At 70.0% G+C, this 26,298-nt stretch carries 26 protein-coding genes; 17 read left to right on the top strand and 9 right to left on the bottom strand.

From position 1 onward, the window contains the following. Positions 1 to 14: 14 nt before the first annotated feature. On the top strand, positions 15 to 1,172 hold the full coding sequence (locus ACIBHX_RS36215) for a VLRF1 family aeRF1-type release factor (RefSeq protein ID WP_397071941.1): 1,158 nt from the start codon (positions 15 to 17) through the stop codon (positions 1,170 to 1,172). A gap of 138 nt (positions 1,173 to 1,310) precedes the next feature. Here ACIBHX_RS36215 and ACIBHX_RS36210 read toward each other — a convergent pair whose 3' ends face one another. Both ACIBHX_RS36210 and ACIBHX_RS36205 read right to left on the bottom strand, forming a co-directional pair. Next, positions 1,311 to 2,516 (bottom strand): NYN domain-containing protein, encoded by a 1,206-nt coding sequence (locus tag ACIBHX_RS36210; RefSeq protein WP_397071940.1) that lies wholly within the window; start codon positions 2,514 to 2,516, stop codon positions 1,311 to 1,313. Positions 2,517 to 2,693: 177 nt separating this feature from the next. Next, positions 2,694 to 5,036 carry a sigma-70 family RNA polymerase sigma factor gene (locus tag ACIBHX_RS36205; protein WP_397071939.1) on the bottom strand — a complete coding sequence of 781 codons (2,343 nt, stop codon included), beginning with the start codon at positions 5,034 to 5,036 and terminating at the stop codon, positions 2,694 to 2,696. Between the two features lie 107 nt (positions 5,037 to 5,143). Between ACIBHX_RS36205 and ACIBHX_RS36200 the strand changes: the two genes are divergently transcribed. Both ACIBHX_RS36200 and pyrE read left to right on the top strand, forming a co-directional pair. Continuing rightward, positions 5,144 to 5,854 carry a hypothetical protein gene (locus ACIBHX_RS36200; protein WP_397071938.1) on the top strand — a complete coding sequence of 237 codons (711 nt, stop codon included), beginning with the start codon at positions 5,144 to 5,146 and terminating at the stop codon, positions 5,852 to 5,854. Continuing rightward, positions 5,851 to 6,384 carry an orotate phosphoribosyltransferase gene (gene pyrE / locus ACIBHX_RS36195; protein ID WP_397071937.1) on the top strand — a complete coding sequence of 178 codons (534 nt, stop codon included), beginning with the start codon at positions 5,851 to 5,853 and terminating at the stop codon, positions 6,382 to 6,384. The genes ACIBHX_RS36200 and pyrE overlap by 4 nt, the downstream gene beginning before the upstream one ends. On the opposite strand, the gene ACIBHX_RS36190 is transcribed toward pyrE, so the two are convergent. Both ACIBHX_RS36190 and ACIBHX_RS36185 read right to left on the bottom strand, forming a co-directional pair. After that, positions 6,365 to 6,781 (bottom strand): hypothetical protein, encoded by a 417-nt coding sequence (locus tag ACIBHX_RS36190; protein WP_397071936.1) that lies wholly within the window; start codon positions 6,779 to 6,781, stop codon positions 6,365 to 6,367. The genes pyrE and ACIBHX_RS36190 overlap by 20 nt on opposite strands. Before the next feature lie 26 nt (positions 6,782 to 6,807). Then, positions 6,808 to 7,512, bottom strand: coding sequence for a DedA family protein (locus ACIBHX_RS36185; protein WP_397071935.1), 705 nt, complete (start codon positions 7,510 to 7,512; stop codon positions 6,808 to 6,810). A 168-nt stretch (positions 7,513 to 7,680) separates the two neighbouring features. Between ACIBHX_RS36185 and fbaA the strand changes: the two genes are divergently transcribed. The 3 genes from fbaA (at position 7,681) to ACIBHX_RS36170 (ending at position 10,490) form a co-directional block, all read left to right on the top strand. After that, positions 7,681 to 8,694, top strand: a complete 1,014-nt coding sequence (gene fbaA, locus ACIBHX_RS36180) for a class II fructose-bisphosphate aldolase (protein ID WP_397071934.1) — start codon at positions 7,681 to 7,683, stop codon at positions 8,692 to 8,694. Positions 8,695 to 8,728: 34 nt separating this feature from the next. After that, positions 8,729 to 9,136 (top strand): DUF3151 domain-containing protein, encoded by a 408-nt coding sequence (locus tag ACIBHX_RS36175; protein WP_397071933.1) that lies wholly within the window; start codon positions 8,729 to 8,731, stop codon positions 9,134 to 9,136. A gap of 70 nt (positions 9,137 to 9,206) precedes the next feature. After that, entirely contained in the window at positions 9,207 to 10,490 is a 1,284-nt protein-coding gene (locus tag ACIBHX_RS36170) for an adenylosuccinate synthase (protein ID WP_397071932.1), read from the top strand. Positions 10,491 to 10,839: 349 nt separating this feature from the next. Here ACIBHX_RS36170 and ACIBHX_RS36165 read toward each other — a convergent pair whose 3' ends face one another. Beyond that, positions 10,840 to 11,475: a GNAT family N-acetyltransferase gene (locus ACIBHX_RS36165; protein WP_397071931.1), complete on the bottom strand. Its 636-nt coding sequence runs from the start codon at positions 11,473 to 11,475 to the stop codon at positions 10,840 to 10,842. A gap of 103 nt (positions 11,476 to 11,578) precedes the next feature. On the opposite strand from ACIBHX_RS36165, the gene ACIBHX_RS36160 reads away from it, so the two are divergent. After that, positions 11,579 to 12,484, top strand: coding sequence for a glycerophosphodiester phosphodiesterase family protein (locus ACIBHX_RS36160; protein WP_397071930.1), 906 nt, complete (start codon positions 11,579 to 11,581; stop codon positions 12,482 to 12,484). A 7-nt stretch (positions 12,485 to 12,491) separates the two neighbouring features. Here ACIBHX_RS36160 and corA read toward each other — a convergent pair whose 3' ends face one another. Continuing rightward, positions 12,492 to 13,508 carry a magnesium/cobalt transporter CorA gene (corA, locus tag ACIBHX_RS36155; protein ID WP_397071929.1) on the bottom strand — a complete coding sequence of 339 codons (1,017 nt, stop codon included), beginning with the start codon at positions 13,506 to 13,508 and terminating at the stop codon, positions 12,492 to 12,494. Between the two features lie 411 nt (positions 13,509 to 13,919). On the opposite strand from corA, the gene purD reads away from it, so the two are divergent. The 4 genes from purD to ACIBHX_RS36135 all read left to right on the top strand — a co-directional run bounded on the left by purD (position 13,920) and on the right by ACIBHX_RS36135 (position 18,856). Continuing rightward, positions 13,920 to 15,134 (top strand): phosphoribosylamine--glycine ligase, encoded by a 1,215-nt coding sequence (gene purD, locus ACIBHX_RS36150; protein ID WP_397071928.1) that lies wholly within the window; start codon positions 13,920 to 13,922, stop codon positions 15,132 to 15,134. Next, positions 15,131 to 15,964, top strand: a complete 834-nt coding sequence (locus tag ACIBHX_RS36145; RefSeq protein ID WP_397071927.1) for a phosphoribosylaminoimidazolesuccinocarboxamide synthase — start codon at positions 15,131 to 15,133, stop codon at positions 15,962 to 15,964. Before purD ends, ACIBHX_RS36145 begins: the two co-directional genes overlap by 4 nt. Positions 15,965 to 16,042: 78 nt before the next feature. Continuing rightward, entirely contained in the window at positions 16,043 to 17,308 is a 1,266-nt protein-coding gene (gene murA / locus ACIBHX_RS36140; RefSeq protein WP_397071926.1) for a UDP-N-acetylglucosamine 1-carboxyvinyltransferase, read from the top strand. A 258-nt stretch (positions 17,309 to 17,566) separates the two neighbouring features. Continuing rightward, entirely contained in the window at positions 17,567 to 18,856 is a 1,290-nt protein-coding gene (locus ACIBHX_RS36135) for a transcriptional regulator (protein ID WP_397072115.1), read from the top strand. A 596-nt stretch (positions 18,857 to 19,452) separates the two neighbouring features. Here ACIBHX_RS36135 and ACIBHX_RS36130 read toward each other — a convergent pair. Then, the gene (locus ACIBHX_RS36130; protein ID WP_397071925.1) at positions 19,453 to 19,911 is read right to left on the bottom strand and encodes a rhodanese-like domain-containing protein; all 459 of its coding nucleotides are present in this window, start codon (positions 19,909 to 19,911) and stop codon (positions 19,453 to 19,455) included. A 157-nt stretch (positions 19,912 to 20,068) separates the two neighbouring features. On the opposite strand from ACIBHX_RS36130, the gene ACIBHX_RS36125 reads away from it, so the two are divergent. Then, positions 20,069 to 21,013 carry an EamA family transporter gene (locus tag ACIBHX_RS36125; protein ID WP_397071924.1) on the top strand — a complete coding sequence of 315 codons (945 nt, stop codon included), beginning with the start codon at positions 20,069 to 20,071 and terminating at the stop codon, positions 21,011 to 21,013. 36 nt (positions 21,014 to 21,049) lie between these two features. On the opposite strand, the gene hisC is transcribed toward ACIBHX_RS36125, so the two are convergent. Next, entirely contained in the window at positions 21,050 to 22,111 is a 1,062-nt protein-coding gene (gene hisC, locus ACIBHX_RS36120) for a histidinol-phosphate transaminase (RefSeq protein WP_397071923.1), read from the bottom strand. A 265-nt stretch (positions 22,112 to 22,376) separates the two neighbouring features. Between hisC and ACIBHX_RS36115 the strand changes: the two genes are divergently transcribed. The 4 genes from ACIBHX_RS36115 to ACIBHX_RS36100 all read left to right on the top strand — a co-directional run bounded on the left by ACIBHX_RS36115 (position 22,377) and on the right by ACIBHX_RS36100 (position 24,510). After that, positions 22,377 to 22,556 (top strand): hypothetical protein, encoded by a 180-nt coding sequence (locus tag ACIBHX_RS36115; protein WP_397071922.1) that lies wholly within the window; start codon positions 22,377 to 22,379, stop codon positions 22,554 to 22,556. Between the two features lie 94 nt (positions 22,557 to 22,650). Next, the gene (locus ACIBHX_RS36110) at positions 22,651 to 22,803 is read left to right on the top strand and encodes a LysR family transcriptional regulator (RefSeq protein ID WP_397071921.1); all 153 of its coding nucleotides are present in this window, start codon (positions 22,651 to 22,653) and stop codon (positions 22,801 to 22,803) included. Between the two features lie 92 nt (positions 22,804 to 22,895). Continuing rightward, complete coding sequence (locus ACIBHX_RS36105) at positions 22,896 to 23,027, top strand: hypothetical protein (protein WP_397072114.1); 132 nt, start codon at positions 22,896 to 22,898, stop codon at positions 23,025 to 23,027. 253 nt (positions 23,028 to 23,280) lie between these two features. Further along, entirely contained in the window at positions 23,281 to 24,510 is a 1,230-nt protein-coding gene (locus tag ACIBHX_RS36100; protein WP_397071920.1) for a serine hydrolase domain-containing protein, read from the top strand. A gap of 189 nt (positions 24,511 to 24,699) precedes the next feature. Here the strand turns inward: ACIBHX_RS36100 and ACIBHX_RS36095 are convergent, their stop codons facing one another. Continuing rightward, entirely contained in the window at positions 24,700 to 25,605 is a 906-nt protein-coding gene (locus ACIBHX_RS36095; protein WP_397071919.1) for an NmrA family NAD(P)-binding protein, read from the bottom strand. Positions 25,606 to 25,679: 74 nt separating this feature from the next. On the opposite strand from ACIBHX_RS36095, the gene ACIBHX_RS36090 reads away from it, so the two are divergent. Beyond that, entirely contained in the window at positions 25,680 to 26,087 is a 408-nt protein-coding gene (locus ACIBHX_RS36090) for a winged helix-turn-helix transcriptional regulator (protein ID WP_397071918.1), read from the top strand. The last annotated feature ends 211 nt before the right edge of the window (positions 26,088 to 26,298 follow it).

Genomic DNA, 26,298 nt, shown 5'->3' with positions numbered 1-26,298 from the left:
AAGGGAGAACCGACGTGGTATTCGATCAGGCAATTCTCCGCGAGCTCGTCGCGATGAAGGACGAGCTGGGCGTGCTGTCCCTGTTCGCCACCGCCGACCCCCGTGAGGAGGCCTCGGCCAGGCCCGCCTGGGACATCCGGCTCCACAACGAGCTGACGGCCATCCGCGAGCACGTCTCGACCTGGCGCGACAGGGAGCGGCGCCAGCTCGTGCTGGACGCGCTGGAGTCGCTGGAGCCGGATATCCGCGAGCTCATCGATCCGCGCGTGCCCGGGATCGGTCGCGCCATGTTCGCACCGCTGAGCGGGGGCGAGGTGCGCAAGGTCTCGCTGCAGCTCCCGATGGGCGACAAGGCCATGCTGGAGCCGACCGCGTACCTGAGGCCGCTGGTCACGGCCATGGCCACCAGCACCCCGGCCGGCGTCGTCGTGATCTCCAGGGATGGACTGCGACTGGTCGACTACCGGCACGGCATAGCGGAGGACGTCTTCCGCTCGTCCTTCAAGCGCGACAACGAGGACTGGCGGTCCATGCGCTCCCCCGGGAGCCCGGGTGGGTCTCAGGTGGCCGCGTTCCAGGTCGACAAGTTCCAGCGCAGGATCGACGAGAACATGCACCGCTACCTGTACGCTCAGGCCGCCGAGATCGCCGGGCGGGGCGAGTCGCTGGGCTGGACCGACGTGCTGCTCGTCGGTGACGCGCGTCTCACCGAGACGATGGCCGTCGCGCTGCGTCCCCTGGAGGTGGTCCAGGTGGACTCGATCATCGACAACCTGGCGGCGGCCGAGGTGGTCAGGCACGTGGCCGACGAGCTGGCCGAGGCCAGGACCCGGCGGGATCTGGCGCTGGTGAGCCGGGCCAAGGACGCGGCCCTCTCGGGCGGCCGCGGGGTGCTGGGGCTGAACCAGACGCTCGCCCTGCTCAACGAGGGGCGCGTGGAGCGGCTCCTACTCGACGAGTCGGGGCAGTGGCGCGGGGACAGCGGACCCGACGGGTACCTGTACGCCGCCGAGGAGGCGCCGGACGGGGTCGAGGTGGTCGAGGTGCCCGATCTCGGGGAGCGGATGATCGAGCGGGCGCTGGAGAGCAGCGCGGAGGTCACGATCCTCGCCGGGGAGGCGGCCACCGAGCTGGCCGACTACGGCGCGGTCGCCGCTCTCCTCCGCTGGTGACCCGGCGTTCCCTGCTCGCCGTAGCAGGGCTGGGCCGGTTCCACCATCAGAGGATCGACTGGCTATGAGCGCCCCCGCCTGAGAGCAGGGTGGATATGGGCGTGTGGGAGCGATGGGGGAGGGGGTGAGGCGCGAGGGTCAGTGGCGGGCGCGTTCGAGGGCGTCCCAGAAGCCGCGGCGCAGGGCGTGGCGGACCTCGTCGTGCAGGAGGAAGTCGATCGGCAGTGACGATCCTTGGAGGAGGCGGGCCTCCAGGTCGGAGGGCATGCGGGGTTTGCGTGCCAGGACCGCCTCCAGCCAGAGGGCGGGCGCGTCGCGGGCGACCGACTCGCCGAAGTCGTGGCCTTCCCTGTGGGCCGCCTTGACCGCGTCCGCGAGCGTGGTGGCGCCGGCGGTGGCCGCGGGCGGCGGCGAGACGGGCGCGGGCTGCGGCCCGGTGTACGGCCCGTAGGAGGTGCCGGGCGGGGAGGCGAACTGCCCGGTCGAGGGCGAGGCCGACGGCGTCTGGATGGGCCCAGTGAGGGGCGCGGTGGGGGGCGCGGCGGGCGGCGGGGCGGGCTGCTGCGGCGCCGAGGGGGGCTCCTGCTGGTAGCTGGGGTAGGACGGCAGCGCGGGCGGCGTGGCCGGGGTGCGGGAGGTCGGCGCGGGCCCGTTGGAGGTGGGCTGGCTCTGCGTGGGCGCGTTGGCGATGGAGTGACCCCCGCTGGGCGGTTGCGGAGCCGGCGGCGGTGGCACCGGCGGCAGCGAATGGACGGCCTGCCCGTTGCTGACCGGCTGGTGCCCGTTGGCCGATTCGGCCGAGCCGGTCACCAGGTTCACGTACGGCCGCAGGTGGCCGCCGCCGATCTCGATGAGGTCGTCGCTCTCCTGCCTGAGCGTGCGCGAGACGGCCCAGCTGCCGTCGGCGGTGATGTGCACGACGGTCACCCTGATGCCGAGGTCCTGGGCGTCGCAGACGACCTGGGCCAGGTCCTCGTCGCCGCTGACCACGACCGCGTCGCAGATCGCGCTGTTGCGGGCCAGCGTCATCAGGTCACGGTGGACCTGCGCGTCCACGCCCTCGCGGCGGCCGGGCCTGATGCGCGACAGGCGCAGCTTGAGCCCGGGGATGTCGGCCAGCGCGTCGTGCTCGGGCGTCCGGCGGCCCTCGACGGTCGCCTCGTACCAGTAGCAGCGCAGCAGCGGCAGCCCGGCGCGCTCGCGCGAAAGGTTGGTCAGCAGCTGCAGCAGGCCGGGGTAGTCCCAGGAGACGGCTTCACGATGGCGGGTCCCATGCACGGCCATCGCGCCGTCGGCCAGCAGATAGCCAGCGTCCACGAACAGCGCGCAGCGATCCACTGACACCGCCCCTTTCTTGGTGGTCCGGCCTTGCTGGCTCTGCACCGTCAGAGCCGGACTCGGCGGCCCTCTCTCAGGGTAATGAAGCAGGTGATCGTGCGAGGGTTAATCCCGACGATTCCCCCCTCGCGCGACGTTACGCCAGACCAGATAGGCAGACCGTACCAGTTTGTCCCGTTATGGTCACGAGCGTGCTTGCACGCTCACAGCGGCGACTCCGAGCAGCACCACGTCCTTCTTGGTCACGATCGACAGCCTCGGCGTGGCACCCAGCATCGCACTGAACGTGTCCACGTCGACACCGAACGTCATCTCCGATACCCCGTCGGAAGAGCCGTCGAAGACGTCCCGCGGGTCCTTGTCTCCCCCGGCGGGCGTGAGCGGCCCGGTGCCGAGCGAGACCTTGTCGCCCTTGAGGTCGGCGTCGCCCTCCCACGTCACGAGCTCCACCCGCGCGGGCGAGGCCGCCGGGATCAGCCCGCCGAGCGGCAACTCCACCGTGGAGTGCGCGCCGCCGACGACGGTGGCCGTGTCGAGCACGACCGCCTGGCTGTACGGCTGCGCCGGGTCGGTCGCGATGACCACCAGGCTCCACCCGGCGTGCTGCGACACCCCGGGGGTCATGGGTGCGTCGGCCGCCCACCACGTGCCCTTGCGGCGGGCCGTACCGACCAGTGCGGTGACGTCGGCGTAGGCCTGGTAGCCGGGGCCCACCGGCAGGTCGCGCACCTTCACCTCGGTAGGCCGGATGACCAGGTACCTCCTGTGGCCCGGCGCCTTGATCTTGATCGGGCCCGCCGCCGTGACGCTGGCCGACCAGAAGAGCCCCGCCCACACGACCTGGCCGCCCTTGGGCAGCTCGAGCCGGGCGGCACTGGAGGCGGCGGTGTGCGCGTCGTGGTCCTGGTCGCGGCGGACCATCGGCCACAGGTCGTTGTCGCGGCGGTCGCCCTGGCGCTGGAGCGTCTCCGCGCACCCGGCGCGGTCGGCCGGGCAGGTCAGCAGCGAGTTGCCGATCGAGCTGACGACCACCTTGCCGTCGGCGGCGAACCTGGCCGGCGCGCCCGCCGACCGCACGCCCTGGGCGGCCTGGGCCTGCGCCCGCACGCCGCCCGCGGTGATCCGCACCGCGGGACCGGCACCCTCGGGGGCGGCGGACGACACCTGGACGCGCAGGAACACCGCCGTGCCCTGGCCCGCGCCCAGTGGTCCCCTGGCGCAGAGCGCGCCCACCGGGGCCGGGCGGCAGGACCAGCCGTCGACGGTGCCGACCGGCTCGACCATGGCCACACCGCTGCCGCGGCTGCCCGAGGCGAGCAGGGTGACGCCCGGCGGCAGCGCGATCTCCGCCTCGAGGTCCTTGCTCGGCCCCTTGCCCGCGTTGCGCAGGCGCATCCCGACGATGCCCGGCCGGGCCCGCACCAGCGCGCCCAGCGGGTCGATCGTGGCGCGCAGATGGGCCTTGGCGGGCTTCGGGGCCGGCTTCCCGTTCAGCGAGGGCGGCGGCACCACCCGCTTGGTCGGCTTCCTGGAGGGCTTGGCGAGCGGTGGCTCCTGCGTGACGGGGGGCAGCGCGACGGGGGGCGTGGGGGCCGGCTTGCGCATCGGCTCCTTGCCGGACACCAGCATGAGCACCGCCGCGGCGGCGACGGCGACCGCGGTGCCGCCCGCCACGGCGACCTGCTGGTGCTTCGGCGCCCGCTTGATCCAGCCGAGCGCGTGCAGCAGCCCGGACGCCCCGCCGGTCTTGATGACGGCCGCGGTGTATCCGGCGACGACCGGCCCGGCGATGAGCGGGCCGACGATGACGCGCAGGCCGCCGTTGACGTCGGTCAGCTCGAGCAGCACGGAGTGGCACTCGTCGCAGCCGTTCACGTGGTTGTCGACGGCCTTGATGTCGCGCTTGGCCAGCCCGCCCCGCACGTAGGCGCCCATCAGGCCGAGGGTGGGCGTGCAGTCCTGCTGCGGCGAGGTGGCCAGGTGCATCTGCAGGTAGGCCTGGCGCAGTCCTTCCCTGGCGCGGTAGGCCAGCGCGGCCACGCCGTTGGCCGACAGGCCGAGCAGCGGCGCGATGGCGGCGGGCTTGGCGTTCTCCACCTCGGTGTGCCAGAGCACGGCCCGCCACCGCTCGGGCAGCGACAGGAACGCCCTGGCGATCAGCGACCTCTCCAGCCCGGCCAGGGCGGGGTCGACGAAGGGGACCCCGGGGTCGTACTCCTCGATCTCGCCGGTGGTCACCTGCCGGCTCTCCACCCGGGTCCGGTCGTAGACGGTCCTGCGCACCACGGTCAACAGGTACGTGCGGAAGCCCGACTCCGGCCCGCCGCCACGGCCGACCAGATCCAGGATCTTGGTGAACGCCTCCGCCACCACGTCCTCGACCTCGGACTCGCCCCTGACGAGCTGCCTGGCCATGGAACGCGCGGCTGCCACGTGCCGCTCGTAGAGCTCGCCGTAGGCGGCAGCGTTTCCACCTCGTACGGCTTCGAGCAGATCTGCGTCGCTTTGCGGCGATTCGACACTCATAGTGACCTCACGATTACGCGGGGTTGCCCCGCGGAATCATTCCGCATTCCGCGTCATGACTAAACCGAAGCGCCGTCTTTACCTTCGGAATCCCCTTCGGAGGACAGATGGACAAGGACATTCCTGGATCTTTGCTGGCGCGGTGGCGCGCGAGGAGCCTGGCGGCCGGTTGGTCCATGCCCGAGGACTGGTGGACGCCCGCCGTCGAGCACGCGATCAAGGCCGTGAACAGGGGCCACGACCTTTCCCGTGCGTGCCTGGCGCTGGGCGGTGCCCGCGCCCGCGCCGGCGTGGGCATCGCCGAGGGCATGACGGACCTGGCCGCGCTGTTCACGGCGCTGGACAGGGGCGAGCCGCCGTTCGCGGCGGTGCGCTCATTCGCCACGGGCTGGACCGAGGCGAGCTTCGCGCCGATGGCCGATCTCGCCTGCGAGGACCCGCTGACCGGGCTGGTCACCGCCGCCTACCTGCGCACCCGGCTGGGCGAGCTCTACCGGGGTTCGGCCGGCGGCTCGCACCGGCTCGTGGTGGCCGAGCCGTACCAGCGTCTCGGCGAGCTGGCGGAGCGGCTGGCGGCGATGCTCAGCCTGGCCGCGACGCTGCGCGAGGTGTTCACCGGCGACGAGACGCTCGCGGTGCTCGCGCCCGCCCGGGTCGGCGCGCTCGCCCGCGCCGGCGGCGAGCTGCCCGCACGGGTGGCGCGCCTGCGCACGTCCAGGATCGGGTATGGCATGCGCCCGCGGGTGACCGTCAGGACGCTGCCCGAGGCATACGGGCAGGCCCTCACGCTGGTGCGGACCCTAAGCTTGAGCGCATGACGGATCGCGACAATCTGCTGGCAGAGATCAAGAAGAAGGCCGTGGTGCACGGCAAGGTGGTGCTGTCGTCGGGCAAGGAGGCCGACTACTACGTCGACCTGCGCAGGATCACCCTGGACGGCGTGGCCGCGCCGCTGGTGGGCAAGGTGCTGCTCGACCTGACCGAGGACCTCGACTACGACGCGGTGGGCGGCCTGACGCTGGGCGCCGACCCGGTGGCGGCGGCGATGCTGCACACGGCGTCGGCGCGCGGGCGGACGCTGGACGCGTTCGTGGTGCGCAAGGCGCAGAAGGTGCACGGGCTGCAGCGCAGGATCGAGGGTCCCGACGTCCAGGGGCGGCGCGTGCTGGCCCTGGAGGACACCTCCACCACGGGCGGCTCGGTGCTGACCGCCGTCGAGGCGCTGCGCGAGGCGGGGGCCGAGGTGGTGGCGGTGGTGACCATCGTGGAGCGCGGCGCCGCGCCGCGGCTGGCCGAGCAGGGCCTGGAGTACCGCTACGCCTACACCCTCAACGACCTCGAACTGTGAACGCCTCGCGGGCGCCGGGCTTGCCCTCCGCCCGCTGCTTGCCGTTCACCGTGACGCGGACGGTGCCCGCGTCGCTGAGCACCACGTCGAGCTCGGGGTCGAAGTAGCTGACCTCCTCGCCCCTGCTCATGTCGCGATACTGCAGCACGTCACCGCCGGGCACGCGGACGGTGACCAGCGGGCAGGTGTCGGCCACGCACTCGATGCGGACCGTCGGCACCTGGGCGCTGGTCGAGGGCGCGGCTGAGGAGGGCTCGGCCGCGGGCGTCTGCCGCGTGTCGAGCGTGCTGATCAGCGCCCGCCCACCGATGACCAGGAGCGTCACGAGGCCGGCGACCGCCAGGACGACGAGCGCGAGGCGGGCGAGGCCCATCGGATCTGACCTGTGGCGTCCCACAGAGGGAGCGTACCCGCCAGTAACCCTTATCGGTGAGTGTCCGTGACCCTGTGATGCTTGCCCGTCGGCGTGGGCGGCTTCTTGCCCGCCTTCCGGCTCTTGACGACCTCGACGATGATCGGGATCAGCGAGATCGCCACGATGATGAAGACACCGGGCAGGATGTACTTGTCGATCTTCGCGGGGTCCACCTGGTTGCCCAGGAAGTGGCCGATGAGCAGCATGCTCTCGACCCACAGCACGCCGCCGACCGCGTTCCAGAGGAAGAACCTGCGGGCGGGCATCTCCAGCACGCCGGCAACCGGGTTCATGAACGTGCGCACGATCGGCACGAAGCGGGCGATGGTCACCGCCCTGGCGGGGCCGAACTTGACGAAGAAGTGCTCGGCCTTTTCCACGTACTCGCGCTTGAACAGCCGCGAGTCAGGCTTGTCGAACAGCCTTCGCCCCACCTTCACCCCGATGAGATGGCCGAGCTGGGCACCGGCGATCGCACACAGCGGCGCGCCGATGAGCAGCAGGGGGAAGGACAGCGGCTCGATGCCGATCCCCTTCGCGGCGGCCGCGGAGCTGAAGATACCCGCGGCGACCAGGAGCGAGTCACCGGGCAGGAAGAACCCGATGAGCAGGCCTGTCTCGGCGAAGATGATGGCCAGCGTGCCCACGGTCGCGAAGGCGCCGAGCAGCGTGAGCCACCACGTCGGGTCGAGCAGGTTCGAAAGCCAGTCCACGCCGTGACTCTACCCGGAGGAGCTCGAGGGAAGAGTACGAGCGCGCGATGCCGACGAGCGCCGGAGCGGGCGCGATCATCAAGCAGGTGCGTTGTGCCTACCACGGCGGGTAGGGACCCGGGATACTGGGGCTGCGCGAAGCCGTACTTTCTCAGGGAGAGATGGACCATGCCTATAGCGACTCCAGAGGTCTACGCCGAGATGCTCGACCGGGCCAAAGCAGGCGGGTTCGCCTACCCGGCGATCAACGTGACCTCTTCTCAGACGTTGAACGCCGCGCTGCGCGGCTTCGCCGAAGCCGAAAGCGACGGCATCATCCAGGTGTCCACCGGCGGCGCCGAGTTCCTGTCCGGCGCCACCATCAAGGACATGGTGTCCGGTGCCGTGGCGCTGGCCGACTACGCCAGGGTCGTGGCCAGGAACTACCCGGTCACGGTGGCCCTGCACACCGACCACTGCCCGAAGGACAAGCTCGACGGGTTCATGCGCCCGCTGGTCGAGCTCTCCCTGGAGCGTGGCGGCGACCCGATCTTCCAGTCGCACATGTGGGACGGCTCGGCCGTGCCGCTGGAGGAGAACCTGGAGATCGCCAAGGAACTCCTCGACAAGTGCCACCGCGCCAACATCGTCATGGAGATGGAGATCGGCGTCGTCGGCGGCGAGGAGGACGGCGTCGTCGGAGAGATCAACGAGAAGCTCTACACCACGCCGGAGGACGCGCTGGCCACCGCCGAGGCCGTGGGCCTGGGCGACAAGGGCCGGTACATGCTGGCCGCCACGTTCGGCAACGTGCACGGCGTCTACAAGCCGGGCCACGTCAAGCTGCGGCCGGCCGTACTGAAGGAGATCCAGGACGCGGTCGGGGCCAAGTACGGCAAGGACAGGCCGTTCGACCTGGTCTTCCACGGCGGGTCCGGCTCGCTGCTCGAGGAGATCCACGAGGCGATCTCCTACGGCGTGGTGAAGATGAACATCGACACCGACACGCAGTACGCCTTCACCAGGCCGATCGCCGACCACATGTTCAAGAACTACGACGGCGTGCTCAAGGTCGACGGCGACGTCGGCAACAAGAAGGTCTACGACCCGCGCTCGTACGGCAAGTCGGCCGAGGCCGGCATGGCCGCCCGCATCGTGCGGGCGTGCCAGGACCTCAAGTCCGCAGGGACGAAGATCACCTAGTCACGGGCGTGGCCCGGCGGGTATGACTATTTCTATGGATAACCTTCTCGCCGGGCCGCCCCCGACCCATCTGCCGGACCTGCCCGAAGCCCGAGAGGCGCTCGAATCCGGCGCCAAGGCCGCCGACGTGGCCGCCCGTTTCCCCGCCTACCCGGCGGCGTGGGCCGCGCTCGCGGAGGAGTACTTCGCCAACGGACACGCGGTGACCTCCTACGCCTTCGCCCGCACCGGCTACCACCGCGGGCTGGACCATCTGCGGCGCAGCGGCTGGAAGGGACACGGTCCGATCCCCTGGGAGCACGAGCCGAACCGGGGCTTCCTGCGCTGCCTGTACGCGCTGCACAGGGCCGCCCAGGCCATCGGCGAGAAGGATGAGGCCGAACGGTGCCTGCAGTTCCTCAAGGACAGCAGCGAATCCGGCTATAACGCCCTCGTGGGGTAGCATCTCTACGCAAGAGCCCCTGTCGCGCTTGCGCCAGGGGTTTTCGTTTTGTGCACGGGAGACAAGAACCATGCCGGCTGCCGTACTCGTGGGTGCCCAGTGGGGCGATGAGGGCAAGGGCAAGGCCACCGACCTGCTCGGTGGCGACGTCGACTACGTCGTCCGATATCAGGGTGGCAACAACGCGGGTCACACCGTGGTCATCGGTGACCAGAAATACGCGCTGCACCTGCTCCCCACCGGGATCCTGTCGCCGCACGTGATCCCGGTCATCGGCAACGGTGTCGTCATCGACCCCGGTGTCCTGCTTGAGGAGATCGACACCCTGGCCGCCCGCGGCATCTCGGCCGAGCGCCTGCTGATCTCGGCCGACGCGCACCTGATCATGCCCCACCACAAGGCGATCGACAAGGTCACCGAGCGCTTCCTGGGCAAGAACAAGATCGGGACGACGGGCCGCGGCATCGGGCCCGCCTACGGCGACAAGGTCTACCGCATCGGCGTTCGCGTGCAGGACCTGCTCGACCCGGGCATCCTGGCCAAGAAGATCGAGGCGGCGCTGGTCGAGAAGAACCAGGTGCTCACCAAGATCTACAACCGCCGCAGCATCGAACCGGAGAAGGTGCTCGAGGAGTACCTGGGCTACGCCGAACGCCTCAAGCCGCACATCGCCGACACGTCCCTGGTGCTCAGCAAGGCGCTGGACGAGGGCAAGTTCGTGCTGCTCGAGGGCGGCCAGGGCACGCTGCTCGACCTCGACCACGGCACCTACCCGTTCGTCACCTCGTCCTCGCCGACCAGCGGCGGCGCCTGCTCCGGCTCGGGCATCCCGCCGAACCGCCTGACCAAGGTCATCGGCATCCTCAAGGCCTACACGACCCGCGTGGGCTCGGGCCCGTTCCCGACGGAGCTCACCGACGAGATGGGCGATTGGCTGCGCACGACCGGCGGCGAGTACGGCGTCACGACCGGCCGCAACCGGCGATGCGGCTGGTTCGACGCGGTGATCGCCCGTTACGCCACGCGCATCAACGGCGTGACGGACTTCTTCCTCACCAAGCTGGACGTGCTGTCGGGGCTGGAGCGGATCCCGGTCTGCGTGGCCTACGACGTCGACGGGGTGCGCCACGACGAGATCCCGATGACGCAGACCGACTTCCACCACGCCAAGCCGATCTACGAGGAGTTCCCCGGTTGGCAGGAGGACATCAGCGACGCCAAGTCGCTGGACGACCTGCCGCCCAACGCCCGTGCCTACGTCCGCACGCTGGAGGAGATGAGCGGCGCCCCCATCTCCGCCATCGGCGTCGGCCCCGGCCGCGACCAGACATTGGTCGTTCGTTCACTCGTTTAGGGATTCTGTACGGCGGGCCGCCCCTACGGCCGCCCGCCGTACTCCGGCTCAGGGCCTGTGACCGGCGCTTCTGGCGAGTCGGGGATGGTTTGTCGCCGTAACGGCGCCCGAAACCCACCTTCCGCGGTCTCGGGTTTCCCGCCGTAAAGGGCGCCGACTTTCGCCGTACGACGTCTCGCAAGTCGGCGCCTTGTACGGCGGGAAACCCGAGACCGCGGGAGGCGATTCCGTGCGGCGTTACGGCGAACAAGCGTCACCGACTCGCCGGAAGCGCCGGGCTCGGGTCGTCAGCGCACGTCGGCGGGCGGCCGGTGGGGCGGCCTCGCCGTACAGGATCATCCAAGAAAGATCATCTAAGAACCGCTGCGGTGACCTCGGTGACGTGGGTCCAGCCGAGCGTGCCGTACAGCGCCGCGCCCTCGGGCGTGGCCACCAGCAGGCCGGTGCGGGTGGCGGCGGCCGAGGACAGCGCCATCATCACCACGCGCCCCAGCCCGCGCCTGCGGTGGGCGGGAGCGGTCTCGACCTGATCGACGACCGCGTACCGCCCGGCGATGGCGATCTGGCCGCGCGAGGCGATCTCGCCGTCGTGGGTGAGCAGCCGGGCGACGGTGACGTTGGCCCGGGGGGTGACGGCGATCGTGTACTCCGGCGGCACCCGCACGGGCTCGCGCTTCAGCGGCGCGGTCATCATGTACTCGGGCGCCTGGATGGACCAGCCCTCAGGCAGGTAGGGGGCGACCGCGCCGACGGGCGCGCAGAGCTTGAGCCAGGTGCCGGGTGTGGTGATGGTCTCGGCGAGGTGGCGCAGCGTCGCCGGGTCAGGGTTGGGCAGGATGTGCCTGGCCACGTGGCCGGGCAGGCCGACGTCCACGCGCAGGCCCCAGGGTTCCTCGACGGGCGCGGGCGCCTGCCGCGAGACGACCCAGCCGGCCACCCACGCCCGCACCGTTTCGGGCCGGACGGTCCTGACAGCCTGCGTCATAACGGACAGGCTACGGCAACGCTCCGACATACCGGTTAACGGTGCAAAAAGGACACGGCGTGGCACCTGGGGATGACGCGACCCGTTCGGTAGTGTCCCGGGTGTGCGCGTCGAGATTCACGGTCACCGGGGAGCGAGAGGCCTGTGGCCCGAGAACACCCTGCCGGGGCTGAGCCGCACGATGGAGCTCGGGGTGCATGCCCTGGAGCTCGACGTCGCGCTCACCGCCGACAGGCGCCTGGTGTTGACACATGACCTCACGGTCTCGGCCGTGACGAGCGCGGACACGCGCCCGCTGACACCCGGCGACCCCCACTACCCCTACGTGGGCAAGCCGATCAACTCGCTGAGCTATGCCCAGCTCCGCACCCTCGAGGTGGGCGTACGGCTGCCGCGACATCCCGACGACCCGTTCGCGCTGACCCAGGTGGCGATGCCGGAGACCAGGATGCCCACACTCGGCGCGGTCCTGGGGCTGGTCAACGCCTACGACGCCGAGGGCGTCCGGCTGCACGTGGAGCTGAAGTCCGATCCGACCAGGCCCGAGCTGACCGCCGACCCCGACCTGTTCACCGAGATGGTGGTCGACGAACTGGACCGGCACGGCCGGCTGGACAACGCGGCGCTACTGAGCTTCGACTGGCGCATCCTGGGCCACGCGGCCCGGCTGGCGCCGGGCACCCGGCGCTTCGCCCTCATCGAGCGCGACACGCTGCACTGGCACGGCTGCCTGGGTGAAGACATCCCGGCCGCCGCACGCGAGGCCGGGGGCACCACGCTCTCGCCCGAGCACGTCATGGTGGACGAGAAGCTGATGGCTCAGGCGGCCGCGGCCGGGCTGGACGTGGCGGTGTGGACCGTCAACGACGTCGCGCTGGCGGGCAGGATGCTCGACCTGGGCGTGGCGGGGATCGTCACCGACTACCCCGACAGGATGCGGGAACTGTGGCGCGAGCGCGGCCTGGCGCTGCCCGACCCGGTCGGCCCGCTCAGGCCCGTGGGCGTGTAGAGGCCCTCTACAACCAGCCGTTGCGGCGGAACCCCCGGTGCAGCAACAGACACGCGGTGACCATCACGCCGATGGCCGCCGGGTAGCCCCAGATCGTGTGCAACTCGGGCATGAAATCGAAGTTCATCCCGTAGATACCCGCGATCATCGTGGGCACGGCCAGGATGGCCACCCAGGAGGAGATCTTCCGCATGTCCTCGTTGGCCAGCGCGTTCGAGCGGGCCAGCGCCGCCTGCAGGATCGAGCTGCACAGCTCGTTGGAGGACTCCACCTGCTCGCACACCCGGGACAGGTGGTCGCCGACGTCGCGGAAGTACTCGCGCATCTCCGACGGGATCACCCGGCGCTGCGGCAGCGCGGCCATCGGCGCCTGCAGCGGGGTCACCGCCCGCTTCATGTCCAGCATCTCCCGCTTGAGCTGGTAGATCCGGTTGATGTCACGGGAGCTGACGTCGGCGAAGACGGTGGCCTCGACCTCCTCGAGCTCCAACTGCATCAGGTCGGCAACCTGCAGGTACTGGTCCACCACGTGGTCGGAGATGGCGTGCAGCACACCGGCGGGCCCGCGGTCCATCAGTTCGGGCCGATCCTCCAGCCGCTCGCGGACCTCGGTCAACGGGCAATGCTCGCCGTGGCGCACGGTGACGACGAAGTCGACGCCGAGGAAGACCATGATCTCGCCGGTGGCGATGATCTCGCTGGTCGCGGTCAGCTCGTCGTGGTCGAGGAAGGCGACTGTCTTGAGAACCATGAACATTGAGTCGCCATACCGCTCGACCTTGGGCCGCTGGTGGGCCTTGACGGCGTCCTCGACGGACAGCGGGTGCAGTCCGAAGACCTCGGCCAGCCACTCGACCTCCGGCGCGGCCGGCTCGTGCAGCCCCACCCAGACGAAGGCGGGGGTGCCGTCGCTGAGGGCGTTGTGCGCGCGGACGAGGTCGAGGGATTCGACGATGCCGGGGGCGCACACCTTCTTGCCCTCGATGTAGGCGCCGTACTCGACGATGGAGTCGACCGGTGGCACGCAGACCTCACGCACAGGCGACGTGAGCTGACGCGTGGCGTGCGACTGAACCGGGTGACGGTTGATACGACGGAAAAGCGTGGACGAGCGCATGGCAGTCCCTTTCCGCCCGACCTGGTACTCTCCGCGCGCGACGAATGGTCACCTCACAGAATGCGCGGAGGCACGATCAGGCTGCCGATTGGAGTGGTCGGGTTGTGTCGGGCGTACGTGAACGAGCACGTACTGCTGGGATCACCAGGTTTCATCCCGGACCACCTCCAATCACAAGAGACGCCCTAAAGCCGCCCTAACTTACCACATGGCACATGAACAACATGACGATACTCGTCATCTGGCCCTGTGATCAGGTAGAACTCCACAAAGATTGCCCTGCATTCCGGCAGTTGGCGGCCTGCAACAATGGGTCTCGTGCGCGTACTAGTCATCGGCTCCGGCGGGCGCGAGCACGCCCTGTGCCGCTCCCTCAGCCTCGATCCCCAGGTCAGCGAGCTCCACTGCGCCCCGGGCAACGCGGGCATCGCCGACGTCGCGACCCTGCACCCGGTCGACCCCACCGATCCGGCCGCGGTCGCGGCGCTGTCCGAGCGGCTCGGCGCCGACCTCGTCGTCGTGGGGCCCGAGGCGCCGCTGGTGGCAGGGGTGGCCGACGCGGTGCGGGCGGCGGGCATCGCCTGCTTCGGCCCGTCGCGCGACGCGGCGATGATCGAGGGCTCCAAGGCGTTCGCCAAGGAGGTCATGACGGCCGCGGGCGTGCCGACGGCCGACTCCCGGGTGTGCACGACCGCCGCGGAGGCGGCGCAGGCGCTGGACGCCTTCGGCCCGCCGTACGTGGTCAAGGACGACGGGCTGGCCGCGGGCAAGGGGGTCGTCGTCACCGACGACCGCGAGGCCGCGCTCGAGCACGCGCGCGTGTGCGGGCGCGTCGTGATCGAGGAGTACCTGGACGGACCCGAGGTCTCGCTGTTCGCGCTCTGCGACGGCGGTACGGCGGTGCCGCTGCAGCCCGCACAGGACTTCAAGCGGGCCTACGACGGCGACCGGGGCCCCAACACCGGCGGGATGGGCGCCTACACGCCGCTGCCGTGGCTGCCGGAGGGCCTGACCGAGCAGGTCATGCGGGAGGTCGTGCGTCCCACGATGGACGAGCTGGCCGGTCGCGGCCTGCCGTACCAGGGAGTGCTCTACGTGGGGCTGGCCATCACGGCCAAGGGGCCGAAGGTGATCGAGTTCAACGCGCGCTTCGGCGACCCCGAGACGCAGGTCGTGCTCGACCGGCTGGAGACGCCGCTGGGCGGGCTGCTGCACGCCTGCGCGACGGGCACGCTCGCCGACGCGCCGACGTTCCGCGACGGGTGCGCGGTCACCGTGGTGATCGCGGCCGAGAACTACCCGGGCGACCCGGTCAAGGGCGACGTCATCACCGGCCTCGAACCCACTGAATCCGCCTATGTCATCCACGCAGGGACAAAGCGGGACAATAGTGACATCGTGGCCAACGGCGGGCGGGTGCTGAGCGTCGTCGGCACCGGCCCGGACCAGGAGACCGCCCGGCGGAACGCCTACGACCTGGTGTCGAGGATCAGCCTGCGCGGCTCGCACTACAGGACGGACATCGCCCGATGAAACACCTGCACTCCGGCAAGGTACGCGACCTCTACTCCACCGACGAGGGCGACCTGCTGATGGTCGCCTCGGACCGGATCTCCGCCTTCGACTACGTCCTGGAGCCTGGCATCCCGGACAAGGGCGCCATCCTCACGCAGCTGTCCCTGTGGTGGTTCGAGCAGCTCGCGGACGTCGTGCCCAACCACATCATCCGCAAGGGGCCCGACTCTCGCAGCGTGATCTGCAAGTCGCTGCAGATGGTGCCCGTCGAGTGCGTGGCCCGCGGCTACCTGACCGGCGGCGGACTGGCTGAATACCGCGCGACGGGCCGCGTGTCGGGCGTCGAGCTGCCTCCCGGCCTGGAGGACGGCTCGCGGCTGCCCGAGCCGATCTTCACACCGAGCACCAAGGCGCCCGTGGGCGAGCACGACGAGCCCATCTCCTTCGAGGAGGTCGAGGCCTCCCAGGGGAAGGCCGCCGAGGAGCTGCGGCGAATCACGCTGGAGGTCTACACGCGCGGCGCCGAGATCGCCCTCGCGCGGGGCATCATCCTGGCCGACACCAAGATCGAGCTGGGCTGGGATTCCCACGGCGTACTCACGCTGGCCGACGAGGTCCTCACCCCTGACTCCTCCCGGTTCTGGCCCGCCGACCAATGGGAGCCGGGGCATGCGCAGCCTTCCTTTGACAAGCAGTTCGTCCGCGATTGGCTGACTTCACCCGAATCCGGATGGGACAAATCCGGAGGAACTCCTCCGCCGTCGCTTCCCGACGAAGTGGTCAGGCGTACGAGGGACCGTTACCTGGAAGCGTACGAGCGGCTCACGGGGGTCCCCTTTAGCCGATGAATCGGCTGGGTCAGGTGTGGTTAGCGGCTACTGTTGGCCCGTTCGAGCCTGACCGATACGTTTCTAGGAGCCGCACGAATGGTCCGTTACCGCGTGCGCGGTGGCAACGCTTTGCGTGGAACCGCCTTCATCCAGGGCGCGAAGAACGCCGTGTTGCCCATGATCGGTGCGGCTCTGCTCGCCTCCCGCGGCCGCACAGTCCTGCGCAACGTACCGATCATCGAGGACGTCCGCCGCGCCGTGGAACTGGCCCAGGCGATCGGGGCCCACGTCGAGCTGCACGAGTCCGAGCGGACGCTGGTGATCGACGCCTCCAGGCTCAGTAGCCCGGTGCTGCCGGCCGAGATCGCCCGGCGCTTCCGCGGTTCCGTGCTGTTCACCCCGGCCCTGCTGCACCGGCTGGGTGAGGCGATCGTGGAGGGGGTGGGCGGTTGCAATCTCGGCAGCCGCAACCTCGACTTCCACTACCTGGGCTACAAGCGGCTGGGCGCGATCGTGGACGAGGGGGAGACCGTCATCCACGTCAAGGCCTCCGGCCTGACCGGCGCCACGCTCTACCTCGACACCCCCTCGCACACCGGCACCGAGAACCTCATCATGGCCGCCGCCCTGGCCAAGGGCACCACCGTGATCGAGAACGCGGCGCTCGAGCCCGAGGTGCTCGACGTCATCGACATGCTCACCAAGATGGGCGCGAAGATCAGCGGTGGCGGCACCGGCTTCATCACCGTAGAGGGCGTGGACGAGCTGCACGCCGTCGAGCACACCGTGATGCCCGACCGGCTGGACGCCGGCGTGTTCGCGATGGCCGCGGCGATCACCGGCGGCGACGTCAGCCTCGTCGGCACCGGCCTGGACCTGGGCGTCGTCCGCTACAAGCTGGAGCAGATGGGCGTCGACTTCGCCCGGCAGGGCGCGGTGCTGCACGTGCGCTGCGACCGGCCGCTGCGCCCGATCAACATCATCACCGACACCTATCCCGGCTTCGCCACCGACCTGCAGTCGCCGATGATGACCGTGGCGGCGCTGGCCGACGGCACCAGCTACATCCACGAGCGCATCTTCGACGGCCGCTTCGCGCTGGCGGGAGAGCTCAACAAGATGGGCGCCGACGTGGAGGTCGAAGGCAGCCGGGCTGTGGTGCGCGGCGCCACCCCGCTGAACGGCACCCGGGTCACCGCGCACGATCTGCGTTCCGGGATAGCTCTGGTGCTGGCGGGACTGGCGGCCAATGGTGAGACGGTCATCGAGTCGGGTTATCTCATCGACCGCGGCCACGCCTACCTCGCCGATCGAATGCGGGCACTCGGAGCGGACATTACGAGAGAGATTTCCGGGCACTGAAAAACACCGGGAAAACCCCGCTGAGCTGCTGAAATACCTTCCTGGGCGGCCAACCAGAACGGCTTTCCGGAAAAGTCGGGCGTGACATTACGGCCCCCGCGAGCGATCGTTCCAAAAGAGAGCATGGTGTAGATGCCGCACCCCGTCTGCGGGAGGGTGCGGCGGACTCCACCATTCGCACCGTAAACGGACGGCAGGATGGGACGAACATTGGTCGAGAGGGCCGAAGAAACTCCCCGAGTGTCACGCCCGGGCGCCATGACACCGGACCTCACTATCGGCGTGGTCGGACCGCACGACCTTGTCGAGCGCGTCATGCTGATGGGCCACGCCGCGGCGCCCCTGCCCTGCCGCCTGGTGGCAGCCGCCTACCGCGACGAGCAGGAGGCGCCGGACAAGGTGACACGGCTCGGTCCCGGCGTGGACGCGTGCCTGTTCGCCAGCCCGGTCCCCTACGACCTGGCCAGGCGATCGGGCGTGCTCACCATGCCCGCGACCTACGTGCAGCTCGGCGGGGCGGCACTGGTGGCGGCGCTGGCCAAGGCAGCATTGGACGCGCGGATCGATCCACAGCGGGTCAGCATCGACGTGGTCTCGCGTGCCGATGTCGAGGAGGCGTACACCGATCTCGGCATCGCCGCCACGGACGTGCACAGCCGCGACGAACCCGGCGCCACCGGGACGATCGCCGCCTTCCACGAACGGCTGGCCCGCCAGGGCGCCACCACCGGCGCGCTGACGTGTCTGCCCCAGGTGGGGGAACGCCTGCAGGCGGCGGGCGTGCCCGTCATCCGCATCAGGCCTACCTCGGCGGCGGTGCGCAGCGCGCTGCACACGGCGGCGCTGCTCGGCGCGCATCACCGGCTGGAGGAGTCGCAGCTCACCGTGGTGCTGGTGGAGGTGCCGACGCTGCGCGAGCCCGTGCGCCGCGCCGCGCCCCGCTACTGGCGCGACGAGCTGCGCCTGTCGCTGCACCGGCTGCTGGTCCAGGAGGCCAACCGGATCAACGCCACGGTCTGGCCGATCGACGACCACAGCTACCTGGTCACCGCGACCAGGGGCTCGATCGCCGCCGCGACGGACGGGTTCCGCGTGCTGCCGTTCGCGGCCAGGATCCGCGACGAGCTGGGGCTGGCGGTCGAGGTGGGCGTGGGCATGGGCCGCACGACGCACGACGCCGAGTCGCACGCCAGGGCCGCGCTGGCCCGTAGCCAGGCGGGCAAGCAGGCGCAGGGCTTCGCCGTAGACAGGGAGGGCCGGGCGCTCATCCCAGCGCCCAGGATGCCGCCGGCGGGCGCCACCACGCTCAAACCCAAGGGCGTGGAAGTGCTGGCCAGGCTCGCGGCCAAGCTGGAGGGCGGCGACACGGTGGTCGATGCCGAGGGCGCGGGGAAGATGCTCGGGGTCACGCCTCGGACGGCTAGGCGGTTGCTGCGCACGCTGGTTGACGAGGGACTCGCGTGGCCGCTCCCGCCGAACCGGACTCCCCAGCCCGGGCGGCCGCGCCAGCTCTACCGTCTCATCGTGGAGAAACTCGGCCCCCGCTGACCGCCCACGATCCGGTCCGCCGTCCCCTTCCCCTTCCAGGACGGCGGACCACCACTTCACTTGCTTCATTTTTTTACGGCGGGCCGCCCCTACGGCCGCCCGCCGCACTCCGGCTCGGGGCCTGTGACCGGCGCTTCTGGCGAGTCGGTGACGCTTGCCCACCGCCACGACTCCGATCTTGGCCGCCTGGGCGGGATACTTCCTTGGCCGCCCGGGCGATGTGCCGAGCTGCCCAGGGCGGGACGCTCCGAGGCCGCCCGGGCGAGGTGCTTAGCCGCCGCCTGGCCGGGATGCTCCATGACCCGGAGATGTGCTGAGCCGTTCGGGTGGGATGCTTCTTGGCCGCGCGGGGGATGGGCTGAGCCGTTCGGGTGGGGCGTTTCTTGGGCTCTTTGGGTGGGTTGTTCTTGTTGGGTGGGTGGGCTGTGTTGTGTTGGTCGGGTGGGGGGTTTGGGGTGGTGGGGGTGGGGGGTTTATGGGGGTCTGGTGGTGACATGTTGGAGTTAGGTGCGGTGAAGTTATTGGTTGACGGCCGTGGTTAGGGGTATGTTTTTCTTCGCCCCCGATCGACGTGTTTCGGACGGGGGCGCCAGCTTCTAGCAGGCGCAGGCGATTCCCGAGACGGGAGCCGTCAGCGCGTCCACGGGGTTTCTGGTGACGCCCGAGGCGGTCTCGACGGTGAATCCCTCGCGCGCCCAGTATTCGAAGCCGCCCAGCATCTCCTTGACGCGGAAGCCCAGGCGGGCGAATTCCAGGGCGGCGCGGGTGGCGCCGTTGCAGCCGGGGCCCCAGCAGTAGGTCACCACGGTCACGTCCTGCGGGACGAGGTCGCGCGCGCGGGTGGCGATCTCGGCGGTGGGCAGGTGGACGGCACCCTCGATGTGGCCCTGGTCCCACGACTCCTTGCTGCGCGAGTCGACCACCACGACGCCGGGCGCGCCCGCCGCCAGATCGGCCGCCACGTCGGACACGTCGGTCTCGAAGGCCAGGCGGGCGGCGAAGTGCGCGACGGCATCGGCGTTGGCTGCGGCGGGTACCGCGGTGACGGCGGACATCGGGGCTCCTCTCATGTCGGTTACGATGCCAGAATCCTGACATTTCCCCAGCTAGAGCCAACAGTGGCGCGAAAGCCGTACAGCGCTAAGATCCCGCCACCTCGCCGTCCGATACCCGCAGGTGGTCTCACTATGCGGACGGCTATGGTAAGGAGCCATGACATCGAACACCACTGACCGCCGCGCCACGTTCCTCGTCTGGGGGGCGCTGGCCATCGTCTACGTGGTGTGGGGCTCCACCTACCTGGGCATCCGGATCGCGGTGGAGACGCTGCCCGCGCTGCTGGGCGGGGCGCTGCGGTTCCTGATCGCGGCGGCGGTGCTCGCGGTGATCCGGTTGATCCACAAGGGGTGGACGCCGTTCCGCATGACCGGGCGGCAGTTCTTCGGCGCCGCGCTGGTCGGGTTGCTGCTGCTGACCACCGGCAACGGGCTGCTGTCGGTGGCGGAGAAGCACATGCCGAGCGGGCTGGCGGCGCTGCTGATCGCCTCGGTGCCGCTGTGCCTGGTGGTGATGCGGCTCGTGGTCAGGGACCGGCCGCAGGTGCTGACGCTGGCCGGCGTGCTCGTCGGGTTCTGCGGCGTGGCCGCCCTCTCGCTGGGCTCCGGCGGGCAGGCGAGCCCGGGCGACATCGCGGTGGTGCTGATCGCGGCCGTGTCGTGGTCGCTGGGGTCGTTCCTGTCGGCGCGGATCCCGATGCCGTCGGACTCGTTCGCGGCCAGCACGATCGAGATGCTGGCAGGCGGCGCCGGGCTGGTGGTGATCGGCCTGGCCACGCACGAGCGGCTCGACCTGGCGGCGGTGTCGACCAGGTCGTGGGTGGCGCTGGCCTACCTGGTCGTCTTCGGCTCGCTGGTGGCCTTCACCGCGTACTCGTGGCTGCTCGGCAACGCGCCCATCTCACTGGTGTCCACCTATGCCTACGTCAACCCGGTGGTCGCGGTGCTCCTGGGCGTGCTGGTCCTGAACGAAGAGGTCACCACCCGCATGATCATCGGCGGTCTGGTGATCGTGGCGGGCGTCGTCCTGGTGGTCTCGACCGAACGCAAGAGGAAGAAGAAGACCTCACTCGGCAAGGTCGCAAGCCACGAGATGGCCTGAGCGCCCCGCTCTGGGCAGCGGGGCTCGCCGTACCGCTCAGCGCTTCTTGAAGGCCGCGGCGGCCGTCAGGAAGGTGTCGTTGGCCTCGGGGTCGCCGATCGAGACGCGGGCGCCCTCGCCCGCGAACGGGCGGACAGCGACGCCCTCGACCGCGCAGGCCGCGGCGAAGTCGAGCGTGTCGTCGCCGAGGCGCAGCCAGACGAAGTTCGCATCCGTGGACGGGACCGTCCAGCCCTGGGAGATCAGCGCCTCCCGCACGCGGGTGCGCTCCTTGACCACCGCGTCGACCCGCTCGAGCAGCTCGTCCTCGGCCTTCAGCGATGCGATCGCCGCCGCCTGGGCGATGGAGTTCACCGCGAACGGGATGATCGTCTTGCGTACGGTGGCCGCCACCGGCTCGTGGCCGACCACGAACCCGACCCGCAGCCCGGCCAGCCCGTAGGCCTTGGAGAACGTGCGCAGCACGCACACGTTGGGCCGGTCACGGTACAGCTCGAGCCCGTCGGGCACGTCGGCGTCGCGCACGTACTCGCGGTAGGCCTCGTCGAGCACCACGAGCACGTTGTCCGGCACCCGGTCGAGGAAGCGCACCAGGTCGTCGCGGCGGATGCTGGTGCCGGTCGGGTTGTTGGGGTTGCAGACGAAGATCATGCGGGTCCTGTCGGTGATGGCCTCGGCCATCGCGCCCAGGTCGTGCTCCTCGTCCTTGAGCGGGACCTTGACGGAGGTGACGCCCGCCAGGTCGGCCAGCAGCGGGTACGCCTCGAACGACCGCCACGCGTAGATCACCTCGGCGCCCGGCTCGCCGATGGTCTCGAACAGCTGCTGCGCCACCGTCACCGAGCCGGCGCCCAGCGCGATGTGGCTCTCCGGCACCCCGAACCGCTCGGCGATGGCCTCGGTCAGCTTCAGCGCGCCGGCGTCCGGGTACCGGTTGATCTGCCGCGCCGCGTCCGCGATCGCCTCGACCACGGACGGCAGCGGATCGTAGGGCGATTCGTTCGAGGAGAGCTTGTAGGAGCGCCCATCGGGGCTGACGACGGCCTTGCCCGGCTTGTAGGCGGGCATTGTGTCCAGGATCGCGCGGAAACGAGGCATGGCCCAACTGTAGAACGTTGCCCAGGACCTCTACACGGGGCGTCTGCTTCTGCACAGCCGGCGTGCGCGACTTCAGCCCAGGAATTCGAGGCGCTGCTGCACTGTACGGCGGGCAGGAGCGCCAGAGGTGGCGGGATCCCGTGCTGCTTGGCGGCGAGCGAGCGTCCCCGACTCGCCGGCAGTGCCGGTCGCAGGCCCTCAGCCGAAGTGCGGCGGGCGGCGCGTGGCTGCGGCTTTGCCGTAACCCTTCAAACCGTTCGCCGAGTTGCCCCTGCCCGCGCGGGTGGCGGCGTTCTGCGGCTGGTGGGTGCTGCTGGTTGCGGTGACCCTGGTGGTCGCGGTGGACCACGGGGTGGCGCTGCGGGTGCTCGAGGTGCCCAGGGGCGAGTTCTGCCTGGGAGTGATGCGGCAGTTCGCGGCGGCTGTCCGGCACGTACGGCGGTGACCCGACCTTGATACTTATGTCAGACTTGCCCGGCAAATGAGCTATTTCAACCGGTTTGACCTTCAGGGTGACTCGGGGGTGGGGAGAGTGCCCTGTGGAGCTGCGCGACATCGAGATCTTCTTGACTCTTGCCCAGGAGCTGCACTTCGGCCGTATGGCAGAGCGGCTGCACGTCTCCGTGGCGGCGGTCAGCAAGGCGATCAAGAAACAGGAACGGTCCCATCGGCGTCGAGCTCTTCGCCCGTGACCGCCGCAATGTAGGGCTCACGCCGATGGGTGAGCAGCTCCGCGACGACCTGCGCCAGGTGCATCAGGGGTTGACGCAGAGCCTACGAGCGGCTGCACGGTGAAGGCGCCACCGCCACCATCCCGCTCCGGCGGGAGCCGTGGGGTGAGCTGCTGATGCAACTCACCGACCCCAACGGTGTGGCGATCCAGCTCATCGAGTGGATCTCCCCGATCACGGGATGACTCCGCACCGGCTGACCTGGTCGTGTCGTTCACCATCACCATCACCACTACCGCCGACCATGCGCTGCCGTGTCAGCGGCCGTGTCAGGACGGCAACGGCCCGGCATCAGAGCGGGCGGCGATGGTGGACGCCATGAACGGTTGAGCGATTGCGGCCTCAGGGCTGCGAACTGGGTCACGACGAGCTCACCCCCGCCCCTCGTGCGTCGAGACGGGTCTCGCAGATCGAACACTGTATGTAAGGAGATTGATGATGGGAACGGGCAACAGCGGCTTCTCTGAAGCAGGGCTGCGCAGACTGCGTGAGGTGCTGGCACGGCATGTCGATTCCGGGAAGATTCCCGGGCTTGTCGCCCTGGTCAGCCGGGGCGGTGAGACGCACGTCGAAGCGATCGGGACGATGCGCCATGACGGTGGCGCGCCGATGCGCCGGGACACGATCTTCCGGATGGCGTCCACGTCCAAGCCGGTCTCGGTGGCGGCGACGATGGTCCTGCTGGATGAGTGCCGGCTGCGACTGGATGACCTGGTAGAGCAGTGGCTGCCCGAACTCGCCGACCGGCAGGTGCTGAAGCGGATCGACGGCCCGCTGGACGACACCGTGCCGGCGCGGCGGCCGATCACCGTACGGGACGTGCTGACCTCCACGTTCGGGCTCGGCATGGATATGACGGCGCTAGGCACTCCGATCATGGGCGCGATCTTCGAGCAGGGGCTCACGCCCGATCTGCCGGTGCCGATGCCCGAGCCGGATGAGTGGATGCGCCGCCTGGGCGCGCTTCCGCTGATGCACCAGCCTGGAGAGCGCTGGCAGTACCACATCAGCAACGATCTCCTCGGCGTGCTCGTCGCCAGGGTCACCGGCCAGTCGTTTGAGACGTTCCTGCGTGAACGCATCTTCGACCCCCTGGGGATGAAGGACACCGCCTTCCACGTGCCCGCCGACAAGATCGACCGGCTGCCGACCCTCTACGCCCCCGACCCGCAGACCGGGCAGTTCCACGAGTGGGACGAGGCCAAGGGCGGACGCTGGAGCAAGCCTCCGGCGTTCCAGGGCGGCGGCGGCGGACTGGTCTCCACCGTCGATGACTTCCACGCCTACTTCCAGATGCTGCTGAATGGCGGGACGCACGGCAGCGAACGGATCCTGTCCCGGCCCGCCGTACAGCTGATGACCACCAACCGCCTCACGCCCGAGCAGCAAGCCGCCCGACACGCCATGGCCACCGACAACGTCCATCTGTCATTCGGCCAAGGACAGCACGGCGGCTGGGGCTTCGGGATGGCGGTACGCACCTACCGCGGCGACTACGCGCCCATCGGCCAGTTCGGCTGGGACGGCGGAAGCGGCACCTCGACCTACGCCGACCCGGACAACCAGCTCACCGGAATCCTGCTCACCCAGGTCGGGATGTCAGTCCCGGATCCGGCGCGGCTGATCCACGACTTCTGGACCACGCTCTACCAGGCAATCGACGGCTGACACCGAGCCCGAATCCCCGGCAGACCCGCCCTGGCGGCCGAAGCGTCGACGTTTCCGCGCCGGGTCGGGTTTGGCCTGTCTGCCTATCGGCGGCCCTGGCGGTCGTGGTGGACCACGGAGTGGCACTGCGGGTGCTCGAGGTGCCCAGGGGCGAGTTCTGTCTGGGGGTGATACGGCAGTTCGCGGAGGTTATCCGGCGCGTACGGCGGTGACCGACTGGGACCGGTAGCCGGCCCTGGCGGCCTCGGCGACGGCCTCCATGACCGGCCTGGGCTCGGCCGCCAGCAGGGCGGGCAGGTCGCTGGAGCGGGCCTCCAGGAGCCCGGCCTTGGCGTTGGAGAACAGCGAGATCGTGTGCGTCACCTGGTACGGCTCGAGCCCGCTGCCCGCCAGCGCGGCCCGCATGCCGGACAACGGGATGTCCTGGTAGGCGACCTGCCTGCCGAGCGCCTCGGCGAGGACCTCGGCGATCTCCCGGCCGCCGATCGCCGTGACGCCCTCCAGCTCGTAGACCTGACCCGCGTGCCGGCTGCTGCCGTGGGCGGCCAGGTCCCGCTCGACCTCGGCGGCCACCCTGACGGCGACGTCCGCCAGGTCCTGCTTGGCCACCACCGACACCCGCCCCTCGCCGAGCGCCGCCGCGAAAACCCCGGTCTCTACCGCGCTCCCCGCGCCCGCCGCCGCCAGCCCCGCCGGGACCTCGGCATACAGGCCGTTACGCAGGATCGTCACGTCGAACGGAGCCTCGGCCAGCCGTGACTCCGTCCAGCGGTGCGGCAGCGCGATCGTCATCAGCTCGCCGGAGCCGGCCAGGCTGGTGTAGATCACGTGCCTGATCCCGGCCCGCGCCGCGGCGTCCACCACCGCGCCGTGCCGCGCCAGGACCACGTCGTCCTCGGCGTACCCGGCCGAGACGAACACCAGCACGTCCACCCCGGCGAACCCTTCGGCCAGGCTCGCCGGGTCGTCGAAGTCGATACGGCGTGCCGTACCGCCCGCCCGGGTCCCGCCCACCGCGTCGAGCCCGTCGATCGCCGTCAGCCCCTGGAAGACCAGGCCGCCCAGCGCGCCGGAAATACCGGTTACCAGAATCATCAGAACGCTCCCTGTGTTGCTGCTTGTACAACAGCATTCGCGCTCCCCGGGCGCCACCGTAAGGAGGCACTTTCGTGTCAGTCACGAACACGGCCGTAACCCCCCAGGTCGACGGCCCCTGCGGCGACGACGACTGCGGGATCCGCGACGTCCTCGACCGGCTCGGCGACCGGTGGACCGTGCTGGTCGTCGTGGAGCTGGCCAAGGGCGTGCGCCGCTTCCGCGAACTCCAGCGCGCCATCCCCGGCATCTCGCAGCGCATGCTCACCCTCACCACCAAGCGCCTGTGGCGAGACGGCCTCGTCGAGCGCATTGCGTACCCGACCATCCCGCCGCAGGTGGAGTACCGCCTGACCCCCATGGGACGCAGCCTCGCGGCCACGATCACCGGCCTCGCCGACTGGTCCCGCGCGCACAAGGACGAAATCGCCACGTCCCGCGAGACCTGGGACACCCAGCACCCCGGCGAAGTGATCACCTGAAAGCTTCCTTGAGCGGATAGCCGGGGCTTCCACGGGAGCGGTACAGCAGACGCCAGAAGCCTGACCGAGGCGCTCAGAAAACTGATCAGAGGGACCAGAAAACTACCCGGCGCGACCAGAAAACTGATCGGGCAACCAGAAAACTGTCCGACTCACGACGACCTGCGTTCGCCGAAGCCGAGGGTTGTACACCTCAGAGCCCGGCCTGCTG

The organism is Nonomuraea sp. NPDC050536 (genome assembly GCF_044457685.1).
Lineage (GTDB): Bacteria > Actinomycetota > Actinomycetes > Streptosporangiales > Streptosporangiaceae > Nonomuraea.
This window is presented reverse-complemented; position numbering and strand designations above follow the sequence as displayed.

Coding starts and splice junctions, on each gene's coding strand:
- ACIBHX_RS36205 (WP_397071939.1), bottom strand. CDS start 5,036: ATGAGTGTCGAATCGCCGCAAAGCGACGCAGATCTGCTCGAAGCCGTA.
- ACIBHX_RS36200 (WP_397071938.1), top strand. CDS start 5,144: ATGGACAAGGACATTCCTGGATCTTTGCTGGCGCGGTGGCGCGCGAGG.
- pyrE (WP_397071937.1), top strand. CDS start 5,851: ATGACGGATCGCGACAATCTGCTGGCAGAGATCAAGAAGAAGGCCGTG.
- fbaA (WP_397071934.1), top strand. CDS start 7,681: ATGCCTATAGCGACTCCAGAGGTCTACGCCGAGATGCTCGACCGGGCC.
- ACIBHX_RS36175 (WP_397071933.1), top strand. CDS start 8,729: ATGGATAACCTTCTCGCCGGGCCGCCCCCGACCCATCTGCCGGACCTG.
- ACIBHX_RS36170 (WP_397071932.1), top strand. CDS start 9,207: ATGCCGGCTGCCGTACTCGTGGGTGCCCAGTGGGGCGATGAGGGCAAG.
- ACIBHX_RS36165 (WP_397071931.1), bottom strand. CDS start 11,475: ATGACGCAGGCTGTCAGGACCGTCCGGCCCGAAACGGTGCGGGCGTGG.
- ACIBHX_RS36145 (WP_397071927.1), top strand. CDS start 15,131: ATGAAACACCTGCACTCCGGCAAGGTACGCGACCTCTACTCCACCGAC.
- murA (WP_397071926.1), top strand. CDS start 16,043: ATGGTCCGTTACCGCGTGCGCGGTGGCAACGCTTTGCGTGGAACCGCC.
- ACIBHX_RS36135 (WP_397072115.1), top strand. CDS start 17,567: ATGACACCGGACCTCACTATCGGCGTGGTCGGACCGCACGACCTTGTC.
- ACIBHX_RS36130 (WP_397071925.1), bottom strand. CDS start 19,911: ATGTCCGCCGTCACCGCGGTACCCGCCGCAGCCAACGCCGATGCCGTC.
- ACIBHX_RS36125 (WP_397071924.1), top strand. CDS start 20,069: ATGACATCGAACACCACTGACCGCCGCGCCACGTTCCTCGTCTGGGGG.
- hisC (WP_397071923.1), bottom strand. CDS start 22,111: ATGCCTCGTTTCCGCGCGATCCTGGACACAATGCCCGCCTACAAGCCG.
- ACIBHX_RS36100 (WP_397071920.1), top strand. CDS start 23,281: ATGGGAACGGGCAACAGCGGCTTCTCTGAAGCAGGGCTGCGCAGACTG.
- ACIBHX_RS36095 (WP_397071919.1), bottom strand. CDS start 25,605: ATGATTCTGGTAACCGGTATTTCCGGCGCGCTGGGCGGCCTGGTCTTC.